Origin of the sequence: Arthrobacter sp. AFG20 (assembly GCF_002892795.1) — a bacterium.
GTDB lineage: Bacteria > Actinomycetota > Actinomycetes > Actinomycetales > Micrococcaceae > Arthrobacter.
This window is the reverse complement of sequence record NZ_PJMC01000007.1, coordinates 1-13,450: the sequence shown is the minus strand read 5'-3', so window position 1 is coordinate 13,450 and position 13,450 is coordinate 1. Positions and strand designations below refer to the sequence as shown.

Genomic DNA, 13,450 nt, shown 5'->3' with positions numbered 1-13,450 from the left:
TCTTGTGGGTAGTGCGGGGCCGCGATACAACGGACCCATGACTGACCCAATCAGGCAGTGGATGGACAAGTACGTAGCGGCATGGACCACGAACGACGCAGAAGACATCGGGGCCCTCTTTACCGAGGATGCTGTGTACGCCACGCGGCCCTACGACCCCGACCCGTGGCGCGGCCGCGAACAGATCGTGGAGCGGTGGATCGGCTCTGCGGACCAGCCCGGGGACTGGAGGTTCGAATGGTCGCTGCTGGGGTCCGACGGCGACCTCGCGTTCGTGCAGGGCCGCACCACGTACCTTGATGACCGCCCGAACTACGAAAACCTGTGGGTGATCCGGCTCGATGCCGACGGGCGGGCCTCGGGCTTCACCGAGTGGTTCATGGAGCAGAAGGTCTGAGCCTGCCGCCGACCCGGCTTCTGGGCGGACCGGGTCCCGGGCGGACCCTCCCCTAGATAAATCGGGCCAGGGCCGGCAGCAGCTGCTCGGAGAGCAGCGCGGCGCCCAGGAGCACCATGATGATGCCGCTGGTCAGCGTCACGCGGCGGGCCGCGTTCGGCCGGGACTGCAGCAGTTTCCGCGACAGCAGGGCAACGCAGGTGTACACGAGGGCCGCGAGCAGCACGAAGGTCAGCCCCAGCAGTCCGGACTGTACCGGCACGGGCAGCGGCGCGTCGGCGCTGACGAACTGCGGCACGAGGGCCAGGAAGAACAGCAGGCCCTTGGGATTGATGCCGCTGGTCCCCATGCCCTGGAGGAAGGACCGCAGCTGATTCTGCCCCGGATTCCCGACGGCGGCGGCTGCCGTGAAGCTTGCCCCGCGCCATGACCTGATGGTGACGGTCCCCAGCCACAGCAGGTAGACGGCACCAGCCACCGTGATCCAGCCCAGCAGACCCGGCATGCTTGCCAGGACTGCGGCGAGCCCGGCGACCATGAGGACGGTGTGCAGCACGTAACCGCTGCACAGCCCCGCCACGGCGGGCACGAAACTGCGGCGGCCGAGGCCCGCAGTGATGGAGTAGGCCCAGTCCACCCCCGGGGTGCAGGCGAGGGCGGCTGCGACCAGGATAAAGGCGAGGAAAAGCTGGGGATTCATGGCGGGCTCCTGCGTGTTTGGCTGTATGAAAAGCCTAGGCAAATTGGCGCCAGAAGTGCTGTCGGATTTCGCGCGGATCACGGTGCCGGGAGTAAGATTCTTGCGTGATTGACCATATCGACAGAAGCATTTTGCGCTACCTCAAAGAAGACGGCAGAATGACTGCCACGGCGCTGGCCGCCAAGGTGGGACTCACCGTGGCCCCCTGCCACCGCCGGCTCCGGGATCTAGAGCAGTCCGGCGTGATCCGGGGCTATAAAGCGGACATTGACCCGGCCGCCGTCGGGCTTGGTTTTGAGGCGATTGTGTTCGTGACGCTCCGGCAGGTGGACCGCCCCACCATGGAGATCTTCGAGAACCGGGTGGCGGAGAATCCGAACATCGTGGAGGCGCAGCGGCTCTTCGGTTCCCCGGACTACCTGCTCAAGGTGATCGCGGCGGACCTGCCCTCCTACCAGCGTTTCTACGACAGTGAGCTGACGGTCCTGCCGGGCGTCGAACGGCTGACCTCAACCCTGGTCATGAAGAACCTCAAGTCCAATGCAGGGCCGCCGGTCTGACGAGGCCCGGCCGCCGTCGTCCCCGAGCGCCAACATTCCACTGGCGCGAACGGACATTTGGGGCCCCGGATCCGAGTGGATCAGGGGCCCCAAATGTCCGTTCGCGTGTAACTGTCTCCCCTGCTCAGCGGGGGTTCAGGGTCGACGCTTGGAAGTTCCCCCGGCTGTTGCCCGAGTAAAGCCACAGCAGCCCATCCGGTGCAAGGGCGATCATGCCGGGGCTACTGGTTCCGGCCAGGCGGCCAACATTAGCTATTGCTTTGTACATGTTCCAGGCACTGCCGAGCTGCGTGCGCGGAAGGAATCCGCCGGTGCCATTACCCGGATAGAGCCACAGGACGCCGTCGGTGGTTCGGGCCATGATGTCGTTCTTCCCATCCCCGGTGAAGTCGCCGGCGGCAGCAATCTGGTTGAAGGCGTTCCACCCCAACCCGAGTGATCGCGCAGCCTGGAGGCCTCCGGTCCCGTTGCCCGGGTAGAGCCAAAGCCTGCCGTCGGCCGACTGGGCGAGCAGATCGCTCCTGCCGTCGCCCGTGAAGTCGCCGGGCGAAAGAAACCGGGTGAATTCCTTCAAGGACGTCGCCAGCAGTTTTCTCGGAAAGAGTTTGCCTTTCCCATCGGTGGGGTAGGTCCAGAGCACCCCGTCGGCCGCCCTGGCAATCAAGTCAGGACCGCCTGCTCCGTCAAAGTTTCCGGCAGTAAAAATCTGGTCGTAAGTCTGCCATCCGGAATTCAGCTGCCTGGCCGGCTGGAAGCTCCCGGAACCGTTGCCGGGGTGAAGCCACAAGGTGCCTTGCGTTGTCAGGGCGAAGACATCGGGAATGCCGTCACCAGTGGCGTCACCGGCCTCCCACACCTGCCGGAACTTATCCCAGCCGGTACCCACAGGAATTCGGGTGGCAAAACGGCCGGTTTCATTGCCCGGATACACCGTCATGGAGCCCGCTGAAGTCGTAACCAGAAGGTCCGTCTTCGCGTCCCCGTTGAAGTCGTTGCCTCCGATGAGGTCCTTGAATGAGGCCCATCCGCCGCCGAGTCGCGTGGGCGCGAGGAATCCTCCGATTGCGTTGCCGGGATAGAAGTAAAGTGTCCCGTCCTTGGTGCGGGCCACCAGCCCTCCCCGGTTGCCGTCGAATCCGCTGGCTGGTGCAACTGCCGTGAAGGTGTTCCAACCGGATCCCGCCTGCTTTGTTGTGGGAAAGCCGCCGGCTCCCGTGCCCGGGTACAGCCAGAGCGTGCCGTTAGGCTTGATGCCCGCCAGGTCGCGTTTCCCATCGCCCGTCAGGTCGCCGGGCGCAACTATACGCTCAAATATCTGCCAGCCAGCACCAATCCGGATGCGGGGAAGGAAGCCACTCTGTCCGTTGCCTGGGTATAGCCACAGGACACCGTCAGAGGTGCGCCCGAGTACGTCCGCGTGACCGTCTCCTGTGTAGTCAGCATCCCCGATCACAGTGTTGAAGATATTCCAGCCGCCGCCCAGCCTTGCTGCCGGGCCGATTTTGTTTCCGGCCAGGCCGGGCAGCAGCAACAGCGAACCGTCGGCTTCGCGGGACATGACATCTGCCCGGCCGTCCCCGTTGAAATCACCGGCCGAGAATTGGATCTTGGTGTGCAGGGCGGGGTCGGCGTCGATGGTGACTGTGGCGGACGTTGAGGTCACGGATTTGATGGTGACGCGTGTTCCCGCGTGCGTTACAAAAGTCTGGCCGGCCTGCCAGGTGTGATTGGTGGCGTAGTACCCGCTGAATGGAACGGTAGACGGCATCAGGTCCAGCGAGGACGAGGGGGTGGCGCCGCCCCGCTGGACCACCTTTACGCCCCGGTTGCCCGCGGGCCCGCTGGCCAGGTAGGCGTCGTAGCCGACCGGCTGGCGGAGCTCCAGGTAGTAGACCTCCCGGCTGACCGGATCGGTGAACTTGACCGCGCGGTAGGCCAGCTTCGTGTCGCCCCAGGGCTTCAGCGTGTAGCTCTTCACGCCGGAAGCCACGCCGAGGTCGCGGACGTCGGTGCCGTTGCCCAGGCCCCTGGCTTCCCAGAACGGCGAACTGATCACCGGCATGCTGTAGCTGGACAGCCCCATCAGGTCGGTGCTGTCGCCGTATTCCCGGATATAGCAGGACGAGTCGGTGAACTGCCCGGTGCTGGTGACGCCCACATCCGAAACGCCGCTGCTGCACTGCAGGGCGTCGGCGTGCATGGATCCCAGGACGTGCCCGAACTCGTGCGCGATCACGCTGCTGGTAAAGCCGCTGATCTTCGGCATCAGCACCCGTCCGCTGTTGCCGTTGCTGCTGTAGCCGGCGCCTAGGGCGCCGCCGGAGAGCGTGGCGCTGGGCACAAAGATCACCAGCGCCTTGTTCGCGCTGTAGGTCCACTTCAGCTCGCTCGTGATCTTGTTGATCATGTCGTAGTACGAGTCCGTCGACCTCGCCGTCTTGGAGTCCCAAGTGGCCCGCTCCGTGACGGTCATGGAGATGCGGCCGGCGGACATCGCCTTCCAGTAATTGCTGGAGGCTGTCACGGCCGTTTCGGCCTGGGCCATCGGAACGACGGACTTGTTATCGACCAGGGTGGCCACGACGAGTTTGACCGTGATTGGAACGGGAGCGGTCACGCCCGCCTCGGTCTGCAGGGCCAGCCCGGCAGGCGGTCCGTCCGTCGGCACACCGGGCGCGGATTCGTATCCGTGGTGCTCCTGCTCCGCCGGGGACTCCACCGGCAGTGTGGTGCTGCCCGCGGCAGGATCTGTGGCAGCCACCGAGGCGGCGGCAGGAAGCGAGACGAGGCCTGCGGCGAGAACCAGCAAGCCGGTGACCGACGCGATTGAACGGGAAAAAGAGCGCATTGAGTTCCTTATTGAGACCGACCCCCCGGCGGAGACCCCGAGTGAACAATGCACCCGCTGCGTGCCCAGCGCTGCGGCAGATGCTGAATCAGGTTACAGTTGCCACCGCAGGACAGCCGCCGGAATATCCGCAGTTTTCCCCAATGATTTGCGCAGTATCGGAGCGGCGCTCCGAGGGGGCCAGGTCAGTGCTCTAGGAGGCCCGTAGTCCGGTAGGGAATCACCTCGCGCAGGAACATGCTGGTGGACGTGCGCACGATTCCCGGGCACAGCCGGATCTCCTCGGAAACCCGGTACAGGTCGTCAGGGCTGGTGGCCACGACCCGGATCAGCAGGTCCGTGTCGCCAGCCGGGGCGTGGCACTCCAGTACTTCCGGGATTTCCCGCAGTGCAGCGATGGCCTCGTTGAGATGGCTCTGGTCCAGTTCGGCGCTGACCGCGGCGGCAACGCCGCGGCCCAGCGCTGCAGGCAGCACACGGCTGCTGTTGGGCCGGAGGGCACCCGACGCCGTCATCCGCTCCAGGCGCGACTGTACTGTTCCGCGGGCCAGGCCCAGCCGCTGGGACAGGACCATGATGGGCAGCCGCGGATCCTCGTCCAAGGCGGAAAGGATCCTTCGGTCGGTGGCGTCGAGCTGCTGCAATCTGATCAGTTCCTGTCCTGTTTCGGTGCGAGCGAATAGTCAGATTGACCAGTCGGCGGCGTGCCCGTTGCGCCTACTGTAGGTCTTCTGCTCAGATAGTGGCAACGCAGGCGACGGTTACCCCCGCAGCCAGCAGGCTACAGGCCCCCGGCACACCACCCGGCCCCCTGGACCATGCTTCCCGCAAGGAGGCAGCCGCTGATTGACACTTGTTCACGCATTCGTCTTTCCGCAGTGCCTCGGTTTCCGGAACGCAGTTCCCACCAGAACAGGCACGGCAAGAGCCCCTGAGCCACCGATCCCCGGCCAACGCCCGGAGCGCGGTAGCTGAGGGGCTCTTGTGGTGTTCGGCATAGGGTGGATGGCATGACTTGCGCTGGCCGCTTCGCACCGAGCCCGTCCGGTGAGCTCCATGTGGGAAACCTCCGGACGGCAATCCTTGCTTGGCTCTTTGCCCGTTCAACCGGACGGCGGTTTCTGCTGCGCGTCGAGGACCTCGACCGTGCGCGGGCAGGGGCTGAGGCCGTGCAACTGCGGGACCTCGCCGCCGTCGGCGTGACCTGGGACGGTGCGGTGGTGCGGCAGACGGATCGCGAGCTGCTGTACACGGCGGCCATCGGAGAGCTGGCCACGGCCGGGCTGACGTACGAGTGCTTCTGCACGCGCCGTGAGATCCAGGAGGCACCCTCCGCGCCGCACGCGCCCCAGGGAGCCTATCCCGGAACGTGCAGGGGACTGTCGGCGGCGGAGCTCGAGTTCAGGCGGTCCACCCGGCCGGCGGCCATCAGGCTGCGCTCCTCCGTGGTCGAATGGACCGTGGAGGACGTGCTGCACGGGACATTCACTGGAGTAGTGGACGACTTTGTCCTGCGTCGGAACGACGGCGTGACCGCGTACAACCTGGCCGTCGTCGTGGATGATGCCGAGCAGGGCATAGACCAGGTGGTGCGCGGCGATGACCTTCTGCCGTCCACACCCCGGCAGGCATATCTGGCGTCGCTTTTGAATATGCCCGTTCCGGAATATGCGCACGTTCCATTGGTGGTGAATGCCGACGGCGCACGGCTGGCCAAGCGGGACGGCGCTGTCACCCTGGGTGACCTGGCCGCCGTCGGACTTCCCGCGAAGGCCGTGCAGCGGACGATTCTGGAGTCGCTGGGCCTGCCGGGCGAGTCCCTGGAGGCCGCCCTCGAGGGCTTTTCGCCCGCCGGCCTGCCGCGTGATCCGTGGGTCTGGCCGGGGGCGTAGCGGAGCGCGTCAGGCGGTCTCGGACCGCTGCTCCAGCTTCGCCAGCGCCGCGTGAAGCAGATCCGTGCTCCGGCGCTCATCGATGACGATGGAGGCCCCGAGCGCCGCAACAATGACAAGCAGGCAGACGGGAACCGAGACGCCCGCGGCCGCCAGTGCCACGCTTCCCCCGAGTACAACCAGCACCCCGGTGGTGACGGCGATGAGGGTGCGGTCGACGCACGTCATGACGCTGAAGACTGCCGTAAGCGAGACCTTGAACAGCGCCACGGGAACGGCGATGCTGGCCACGGCGACGGCGGCGCTGATGTGGGCGGCATGGTCGACATAGTACGCGGCGACGTGCAGGCCAGCGCCCGTGGCGGCGATTGCGGCGAAGACAGGGATGTGGCCGTAGCCGAAGAAATAGGAACGGTGCCGCTGCAGGTGCAGCGCCCGGCCGGCGGGCAGAATGAAGTAGATCCACCACATGCTGAAGGCCAGCGCGGTGCCGCCGAAACCCACCAAGGCGGCATCAACCGACCAGCCATGGTTGGCCACGATGGCCCGGAGTGTCTCGACGGCGCCGATAAGGCATTCGCCGAGGGCGATGATGGCCAGCAGACCGTAGCGTTCGGCGATGTGGTGGGCGTGCCAGGGCGTGGTGGCGTTCCGCTCGGCGGCGTACGGAGTGGCCAGCTCCAGGACATACAGCGGTGCAATCATCAGGAAGGTAGTGACGACGTCCGCCTGGATGAACAGCACAGCGATCCAGCCAAGTTGGACCACCGCCAGGTATCCCGCGTAGCGCAGGCACGTCTGCCTGCGTGCCGGGTCCTGGCGTGCGGCGCGCAGCCACTGGAAGACCAGAGCCAGCCTCATGATGACGTAGCCGCCGACGATGGCCGTGTTCTCCACGTGCCTCCCCTCCACCAGGGAGTGGAACATGGGCTCGATGCCCATCGCCAGGATCAGGACACCGAGCAGCTGAACCATGGTGACCACCCGGAACACCCAGTCGTCCGTGTCATAGGCGCTGGCGAACCACGTGAAATTGATCCACGCCCAGATCACGGCGAACATCGCGAAGGAAAAGCCGAGCAGCCCGGCGCCGAAGTGTCCCTCCGCGATCTCGTGGGCGAACTGGCTGCCGGCCACCCCGAAGGCGATTACGAAGGTCAGGTCGAAGAAGAGTTCCAGTGGGGTCGCTGTCCGGTGCGGCTGGTGCGGATCCCGGCCGCCCATGCGGGCCGCTGCGTGCCGAAGCGGATTAGAGGGCATGAATCAAACAGTAGCGCGTCCACGCACCCGCCGGAGCAGGGCAATATCACGGCGACGACGGGCGACGATTGGCAACGCGGGGTCACTTACCGCCCAATCCGGGCCCGGAATTGGGCCGTATCTGACCCCGCGTTGCTTTGGGTACGCCGCTGCGGCTACACCCGGCCGAGGGCGTCGATGTCCTCCAGGAACTCCTGGTGCACCTCATCGCTGACGGTGGTGCGGGTGTCCGCGATGGCGTCGAGGTAGTCCTGGGTGGCGGGACCCTTCCGGACCGCCTCGCGGACGGACACGCCGCCCCCGGAAGCCAGCCCGCCGTCGTCGTACACTGCCTTTTCCAGCGCACGCTGCGAGGCGCTGCGCGCGGCAAACTCGATGTCCGCCGGGGAGAATCCCTTGGTCCGGTCCACGAGCTGCTCCACGTCCACGTTGTCCACGACGGCGGCGGGGATGAAGCGCTGCCACATGGCTTCGCGGGCCTGCCGGTCCGGGAGGCCGATGGGGATCACGTAGTCGAACCGGCCGTGCCGAAGGAAGGCGGAGTCGAGGGCGCGGATGAAGTTGGTGGCGCAGACCAGGATGCGGCCAGGCTGTTCGCGGAAGGCCGGGATGATCTTGAGCAGTTCGTTGGTGACGCCCTGCAGCGGTGACGGCGGGTCCCCGGCGCGCTGGGAGGCGATCTCCTCCACCTCGTCGATGAACACGACGGCGTGCTCCAGTTCCGAGATCTCCAGGAACGTCTCCCGCAGTGCGCCTGCCAGCCCCTTGGGGTCGGAGGCCAGCCGGGAGGGAAAGACTTCAACAAAGGGCCACTCCAGCCGGGAGGCGATGGCCTTGGCGAAGGTGGTCTTGCCGGTCCCGGGGGGCCCGAACAGCACCACGGCGCGCGGCGGCACCACACCGAATTCGTCGGCCAGGTCCGCCTCGGCCAGCGGCAGGACCAGGCGGCGCTCCAGGAGCTCTTTTTCCCGGCGCATGCCGGCCACGTTCTCCCACAGGTCCCGGGCCAGGATGCGTCCGCCCAGCAGGCCCAGGGGTTCGAGTTCCTGGCGCTGCACGGGGATGGTGCGCTCGAAGTAGCGCAGGTTTTTCTTGAGCACGAAGCCGCGGCTCAGGAAGGCCTCCACCCGGGTCTCCGACTCGGGCATCAGGGCCGAAAGCTTGTTCAGTCCGTGCGGCGCCATCCGGTTTTCGACGGCGGCCAGCAGGGACGTGCCGATGCCCCGGCCGCGGAATTCCGGCAGCGTGGCCAGGAAAACGACCCAGCCCTGGTCATGCGCTGCACGGCCGACGGCGGCACCCACCACCTGGTCGCCGAGGACGGCCACCACGGCGTGGTCCTTTTCGCAGGATGCCAGCACCTCGGAGAGCGCGTAGACCGGCTCGACGTTGGTGGCCTTCAGCGACTCCCAGAGGTGCAGGATGCCGTCCAGGTCCGCGGAGTGGAAGTCCCGGATCCGCCAGTTGGTCATGAGGTTGTCTCCCGTGGTTCGACGTTGAGCCAGTTTTGAGCTGCTGAGCCGAGCATAGGCGATGGCGCGCCGGCAGGGGGTTGCAGGTGCGTTGCGTTACGCGGTGGGGTCAGCGCGTGGCCGTGTCCACGGATGCGTCGCTGCCCGCGTCCCTGTGTGCGTCCTTGGAAGCGGCGCCCCTGCGGAAATGGTGGATGCGCTCGTGGTCATCCTTGGTGTGCACCACCAGGACCGGGCATTCGGCGTGCGCAACGCAGGCAGTGCTCACCGAACCGAGGTGCAGGCCCATGAATCCGCCGTGGCCCCTGCGCCCCACCACCAGCATCGCCGCTCCGGCGGCCGCCTCCACCAGCGTGGCCGGGGCCGGACCCCGCACCAGCTCACTGGTCAGGGTCTCCGGGACGTCGGGTCCGAATGCCTTCTCTAGGGACTGGGCCAGGACCTTGGCGGCGGAGGTTTCGAACGCCTCGAAATCCGGGGGGATGTATCCGGCATACATTTCCGGGAAATGCCAGCAGGCCACGGCGTGGACGCGGGCGCCCAGGCCCGGTGCCAGCCGCGCCGCCAGACGGAGGGCCTCCACCGAGGACTCGGAGCCGTCCACGCCTACAACCACTTTGCCTTCAGCATCCATCGCTGTTCTCCTTTGCACCCTAGACTTTGCAATTTCGACCGGAATGCCGGTCATGGACAGGCGGGTCACCGCCGCTGCAGCGGCTCCATCTGCAAGGTGACGCCGGCGGCTGCGGCGTCCCGGAACCGGGTATCGATCTGCACCACGTCCCGCCCTGCCCGCTGCAGCAGGCTGGCCGCAACGCCGGCGCGGTAGCCGGTGGCGCAGTGCACCCAGAGGCACCCTGGCGGCAGCTCGCCCAGGCGGTCCAGCAGTTCGTGCAGGGGCACGTTAATGGCGCCTGCCACGTGCGAGGCGGCAAACTCGTCGCTGCGGCGCACGTCCAGTACGGGGTCGCCGTCGGGCTTTTCATGAACGACGGCGAGCCAGCCGGCCCGGGGATAAGAGGCGACGGGAGCTCCCGGCGCGAGTTCCCCGGGTTCAGTTCCCACCGCCGTGTCGGGGCGGTCGATGCCGATGCGGGAAAGGTCGCGGATGGCGTCTTGCAGGTCCTCGCGGCTGCCGACGAGCGTCAGCTTTTCGCCCCAAGGGAGAACCCAACCGAGGTAGGAACTGAAGCTTCGTCCCGAGCCGTATTCGAAGCTGACGGTGCCCCGCAGGTGATTGCTGGCGAACAGCACGCGGTGGCGCAGGTCAACCACCCATTCGCCGTTCGCCAGCCGCTCCGTCAGCTCCGCGGCGCCGAGCGACTCCGGCAGGCCCAAGTCCGCAGGCTCGGGGCCGGTCATGTTGATGGGGGCCATGTGGGCGTAATAGGAAGGGTACGCGGAGAGATTGGCCATGAGCTCGGCCGCGAAGTGTTCGGGATCCGGGTCCGCCAGCGCGTGGTTGGCGTCCCGCTGCTCCGCAATGGTCGACGTCTCTGCACGCGCGGCAGGTCCGACCGAGCAGAACGAGCCGAAGCCGTGGGTGGGGTAGAGCGCAGCATCGGGTCCGGCTTCGTCCGCGAGCCGGTGGACGGATATGTACTGGTCCCTGGTCAGCCCGGCGGTGGCTCCGGGACCGAGAAGATCGGTGCGGCCCACGGAGCCGAAGAGCAGGCTGCCGCCGGAGAACACGGCCCGGCCCGGACCGTGCGTGACGATGTAGGACAGGTGCGTGTGGGTGTGCCCGGGAGTGGCCACTGCACGCAGCGTGAGCCCGCCGATCTGCAGGGTTTGGCCGTCCTCAACCGGCTCGCGCTCGTAGGCAACCTGGTCCGCGGCGTTCACCAGGTACTTGGCGCCGTGGGCGCGGGCGAGGATCAGGCCGCCGGTGAGGTAGTCGTTGTGGACATGGGTTTCAGCCACGTGGGTGATCCGCACCCCGGCGTTCCTTGCGGCCTCCTCGATGCGGTCGGTGTCCCGCTGGGCATCGACCACCAGCGCCACGCGGCCATCATGGACCAGGTAGCTGCGGTCCCCGAGCTGCGGGGTTTCGATGACAACGACGTCCATTAGTCCGGCCCTTCGACGCACCGGAGAGGCGCCGCTCATCGCGGGCCTCGCCCCGGATGCCTCCATGGTAGGCCGAATGGCGGCAGAAGGAGCCTGCCGTTCGGGAGCCGGCGCGGAAACGGCAGGTTGTGCGAAGTGTCAGCCGGCAGGCTTGATGTTTTGGTTGATGTGGAAGAGGTTGCCGGGATCGTACTTGGCCTTGACTTCGGCCAGGCGTGCGTAGTTCCCCGCGTAGGTGTCCTTGATGTGCGATTGGTCGTCGGCGTCGAGGAAGTTGACGTAGCCCGCGCCGGATCCGAGGGGATGGAGCTCGGCATAGTAGTCGCGCACCCACTTCGTGTTGGCTTCGTTGTGGGCCGGATCCTCCCAATGGCAGGCAATGTCCACGGCGAAGTTGACGTCGCGGTACGGGAATGCGGTCTCGTCCCGCCCGACCCGCTGGACGGCGCCGTTAAGCGGGTAGAAGTGGTTGGCTGTCTGGACGCTCGGAATGGCCTCGCCGAACTTCTCGGCGACCCGGACGACGTCGTCGGTTAGGCGGGGCAGGAACTCTGACTTCCAGTAAGCCTGCAGGCCCTTCGTGTACATGGGGTCGAAGAGTGTGTTGAGAACCGTGTAGGGAAGGGGGCCCAGGAAGGAGCCGGCCACGGGCGCAGCATCAAGGAACGGCTGCCATTGACGCTCACCCTCGTTGAGGGGGCCGGCCCAGCCGCCCACCAGCACCACCACGGGCTTCCCGTGATATTCCTCAGGCAGGAACGGGACCGGCGGGCCCTGGTGGAAGCCCAGGAACACGCCCATTTCCTCCGGTGCCGTGGCGATGTAGTCCCTGTAGAGCCGTGCCACCGCGTCGGCGTGCTCCAGGAGGTAAATGACCACTCCGCCGTAGAGAACATCCACGGGGTGCAGGTTGAACTCCAGGGAAGTCACGACGCCGAAGTTGCCGGTGCCGCCGCGAAGCGCCCAGAAGAGATCCTCATTTTCCACAGTGCTGGCGACGAGGAACTTCCCCTCGGCGGTCACCACGTCCGCGGATTTCAGGTTGTCGCACGACAGCCCGTACTTTCGGGCGAGGTAGCCGATGCCTCCGCCGAGAGTTAGTCCGGCAACGCCCGTTGATCCAATGATGCCTCCGGTGGTGGCGAGACCGAATGCACCCGTGGCATGGTTGAAGTCCGCCCATGTCGCTCCGGCTTCGACCCGTGCTGTTCCACTGGCAGGGTCCACTCGCACTCCCCGGCAGCTCGCGAAGTCGATGACGAGGCCGCCGTCGCAGGTCCCGAACCCGGGCGCGCTGTGGCCCCCGCCGCGAAGGGCCAGGTCCAAGGCTGTATCACGTGCGAAATTGACGGCGGCAATGACGTCCGCGACTTGTGACACGCGGAGGATGGCTGCAGGGCGTTTGTCGATCATTCCGTTGAAGACGGCCCGCGCGTCGTCGTAGTCCGCCTGGTCGCTGGTGATGACCTGGCCCCGCACTTTCTCCTGGAGGGCCTGAAAAGAGCTGTTGTCCACCGTGTACTCCGATTCACCCGGGCAGGCATGCCCGGGCAACTGGGCGCGGCCGCACGACGGTCGTGCCGGGTGATTTGTTTAGCAGCCGATGGGGCCCTGCATCTTGGAGGGCAAGAGCCAATGCCGCAGGCTTCCACAGCGGAGGAGACCGGATGCACCTTGGCAACGCAGCAACGTCGCGCGGTTTGCCTTGGCGTGTTTAGAACGAGGTTCGCCCTCGTGTCGGCGGGTTAGGGCCAGTGGCCCAGCGGTTACAGCACGGCTAGTCGTAAATTACTCCCGCCCCAAACGCCGGTCAACAGCCTGAAGCCCGGCACCGGCATTAAATGCGAACGGACACTTGCGGCCCCCGGGAAGCGTTTCCCAGGGGCCTCAAGTGTCCGTTCGCGCAACCCGCGCTGAGGTGCTGAGGGTGAGTTGCGGGTTAGATCCGGTCCGCGGAACCCGGGGTGGGGCGGTTGGCGATGACGGGGGACATGCCGGTGAAGCCTTCTCGGGCTTCGGCGATTTCGTGGATGCGTTTGCGGCAGGCGTACCAGCCGGCGACCATGAGCGCGATGGCGATGAGGGTGACCAGGAGTGTGAGTGGTGAGTCGATGAAGACCATGACGAGCACGCCGACGAGGAAGAGCAGGGAGAGGTAGCCGGTGTAGGGTGCGCCGAACATCCGGAATGAGGGGCGTTTGAGCCAGCCTTTGTCTGCCCAGCGTTTGAGTTGGATCTGGCACAGGACGAT

The 13,450-nt window shown here is 66.4% G+C and carries 11 protein-coding genes and 1 pseudogene; 3 read left to right on the top strand and 9 right to left on the bottom strand.

Annotated features, from left to right (window positions below):
- Positions 1-37: 37 nt before the first annotated feature.
- A complete protein-coding gene (locus CXZ05_RS09885) occupies positions 38-397 on the top strand; it encodes a nuclear transport factor 2 family protein (protein WP_102972440.1) in 360 nt (119 codons plus the stop codon).
- 52 nt (positions 398-449) lie between these two features.
- Here the strand turns inward: CXZ05_RS09885 and CXZ05_RS09880 are convergent, their stop codons facing one another.
- Entirely contained in the window at positions 450-1,097 is a 648-nt protein-coding gene (locus tag CXZ05_RS09880) for a LysE family translocator (RefSeq protein ID WP_102972439.1), read from the bottom strand.
- A 104-nt stretch (positions 1,098-1,201) separates the two neighbouring features.
- On the opposite strand from CXZ05_RS09880, the gene CXZ05_RS09875 reads away from it, so the two are divergent.
- On the top strand, positions 1,202-1,657 hold the full coding sequence (locus CXZ05_RS09875) for an Lrp/AsnC family transcriptional regulator (RefSeq protein WP_102972438.1): 456 nt from the start codon (positions 1,202-1,204) through the stop codon (positions 1,655-1,657).
- Positions 1,658-1,781: 124 nt separating this feature from the next.
- On the opposite strand, the gene CXZ05_RS09870 is transcribed toward CXZ05_RS09875, so the two are convergent.
- Both CXZ05_RS09870 and CXZ05_RS09865 read right to left on the bottom strand, forming a co-directional pair.
- Complete coding sequence (locus CXZ05_RS09870; protein ID WP_102972437.1) at positions 1,782-4,505, bottom strand: FG-GAP-like repeat-containing protein; 2,724 nt, start codon at positions 4,503-4,505, stop codon at positions 1,782-1,784.
- A gap of 185 nt (positions 4,506-4,690) precedes the next feature.
- The gene (locus CXZ05_RS09865) at positions 4,691-5,149 is read right to left on the bottom strand and encodes an Lrp/AsnC family transcriptional regulator (protein ID WP_180987347.1); all 459 of its coding nucleotides are present in this window, start codon (positions 5,147-5,149) and stop codon (positions 4,691-4,693) included.
- Between the two features lie 366 nt (positions 5,150-5,515).
- Between CXZ05_RS09865 and gluQRS the strand changes: the two genes are divergently transcribed.
- The gene (gene gluQRS / locus CXZ05_RS09860) at positions 5,516-6,397 is read left to right on the top strand and encodes a tRNA glutamyl-Q(34) synthetase GluQRS (protein ID WP_102972435.1); all 882 of its coding nucleotides are present in this window, start codon (positions 5,516-5,518) and stop codon (positions 6,395-6,397) included.
- Between the two features lie 9 nt (positions 6,398-6,406).
- On the opposite strand, the gene CXZ05_RS09855 is transcribed toward gluQRS, so the two are convergent.
- The 6 genes and pseudogenes from CXZ05_RS09855 to CXZ05_RS09830 all read right to left on the bottom strand — a co-directional run.
- Positions 6,407-7,657 carry a low temperature requirement protein A gene (locus CXZ05_RS09855; RefSeq protein WP_102972434.1) on the bottom strand — a complete coding sequence of 417 codons (1,251 nt, stop codon included), beginning with the start codon at positions 7,655-7,657 and terminating at the stop codon, positions 6,407-6,409.
- Between the two features lie 155 nt (positions 7,658-7,812).
- Positions 7,813-9,129, bottom strand: coding sequence for an ATP-binding protein (locus CXZ05_RS09850; RefSeq protein WP_102972433.1), 1,317 nt, complete (start codon positions 9,127-9,129; stop codon positions 7,813-7,815).
- A 109-nt stretch (positions 9,130-9,238) separates the two neighbouring features.
- On the bottom strand, positions 9,239-9,763 hold the full coding sequence (locus CXZ05_RS09845; RefSeq protein ID WP_102972432.1) for a universal stress protein: 525 nt from the start codon (positions 9,761-9,763) through the stop codon (positions 9,239-9,241).
- 65 nt (positions 9,764-9,828) lie between these two features.
- On the bottom strand, positions 9,829-11,199 hold the full coding sequence (locus CXZ05_RS09840) for a rhodanese-like domain-containing protein (RefSeq protein WP_102972431.1): 1,371 nt from the start codon (positions 11,197-11,199) through the stop codon (positions 9,829-9,831).
- A 138-nt stretch (positions 11,200-11,337) separates the two neighbouring features.
- Complete coding sequence (locus CXZ05_RS09835) at positions 11,338-12,714, bottom strand: FAD-binding oxidoreductase (protein ID WP_258006526.1); 1,377 nt, start codon at positions 12,712-12,714, stop codon at positions 11,338-11,340.
- Between the two features lie 424 nt (positions 12,715-13,138).
- A pseudogene (locus CXZ05_RS09830) lies at positions 13,139-13,450 on the bottom strand (L-asparagine permease); the annotation flags it as partial.

What these genes read in the sequence shown, in the direction of transcription:
- CXZ05_RS09885 (WP_102972440.1), top strand. Translation starts at nt 38, where the DNA reads ATGACTGACCCAATCAGGCAGTGGATGGACAAGTACGTAGCGGCATGG.
- CXZ05_RS09855 (WP_102972434.1), bottom strand. Translation starts at nt 7,657, where the DNA reads ATGCCCTCTAATCCGCTTCGGCACGCAGCGGCCCGCATGGGCGGCCGG.
- CXZ05_RS09845 (WP_102972432.1), bottom strand. Translation starts at nt 9,763, where the DNA reads ATGGATGCTGAAGGCAAAGTGGTTGTAGGCGTGGACGGCTCCGAGTCC.
- CXZ05_RS09850 (WP_102972433.1), bottom strand. Translation starts at nt 9,129, where the DNA reads ATGACCAACTGGCGGATCCGGGACTTCCACTCCGCGGACCTGGACGGC.
- CXZ05_RS09840 (WP_102972431.1), bottom strand. Translation starts at nt 11,199, where the DNA reads ATGGACGTCGTTGTCATCGAAACCCCGCAGCTCGGGGACCGCAGCTAC.
- CXZ05_RS09880 (WP_102972439.1), bottom strand. Translation starts at nt 1,097, where the DNA reads ATGAATCCCCAGCTTTTCCTCGCCTTTATCCTGGTCGCAGCCGCCCTC.
- gluQRS (WP_102972435.1), top strand. Translation starts at nt 5,516, where the DNA reads ATGACTTGCGCTGGCCGCTTCGCACCGAGCCCGTCCGGTGAGCTCCAT.
- CXZ05_RS09870 (WP_102972437.1), bottom strand. Translation starts at nt 4,505, where the DNA reads ATGCGCTCTTTTTCCCGTTCAATCGCGTCGGTCACCGGCTTGCTGGTT.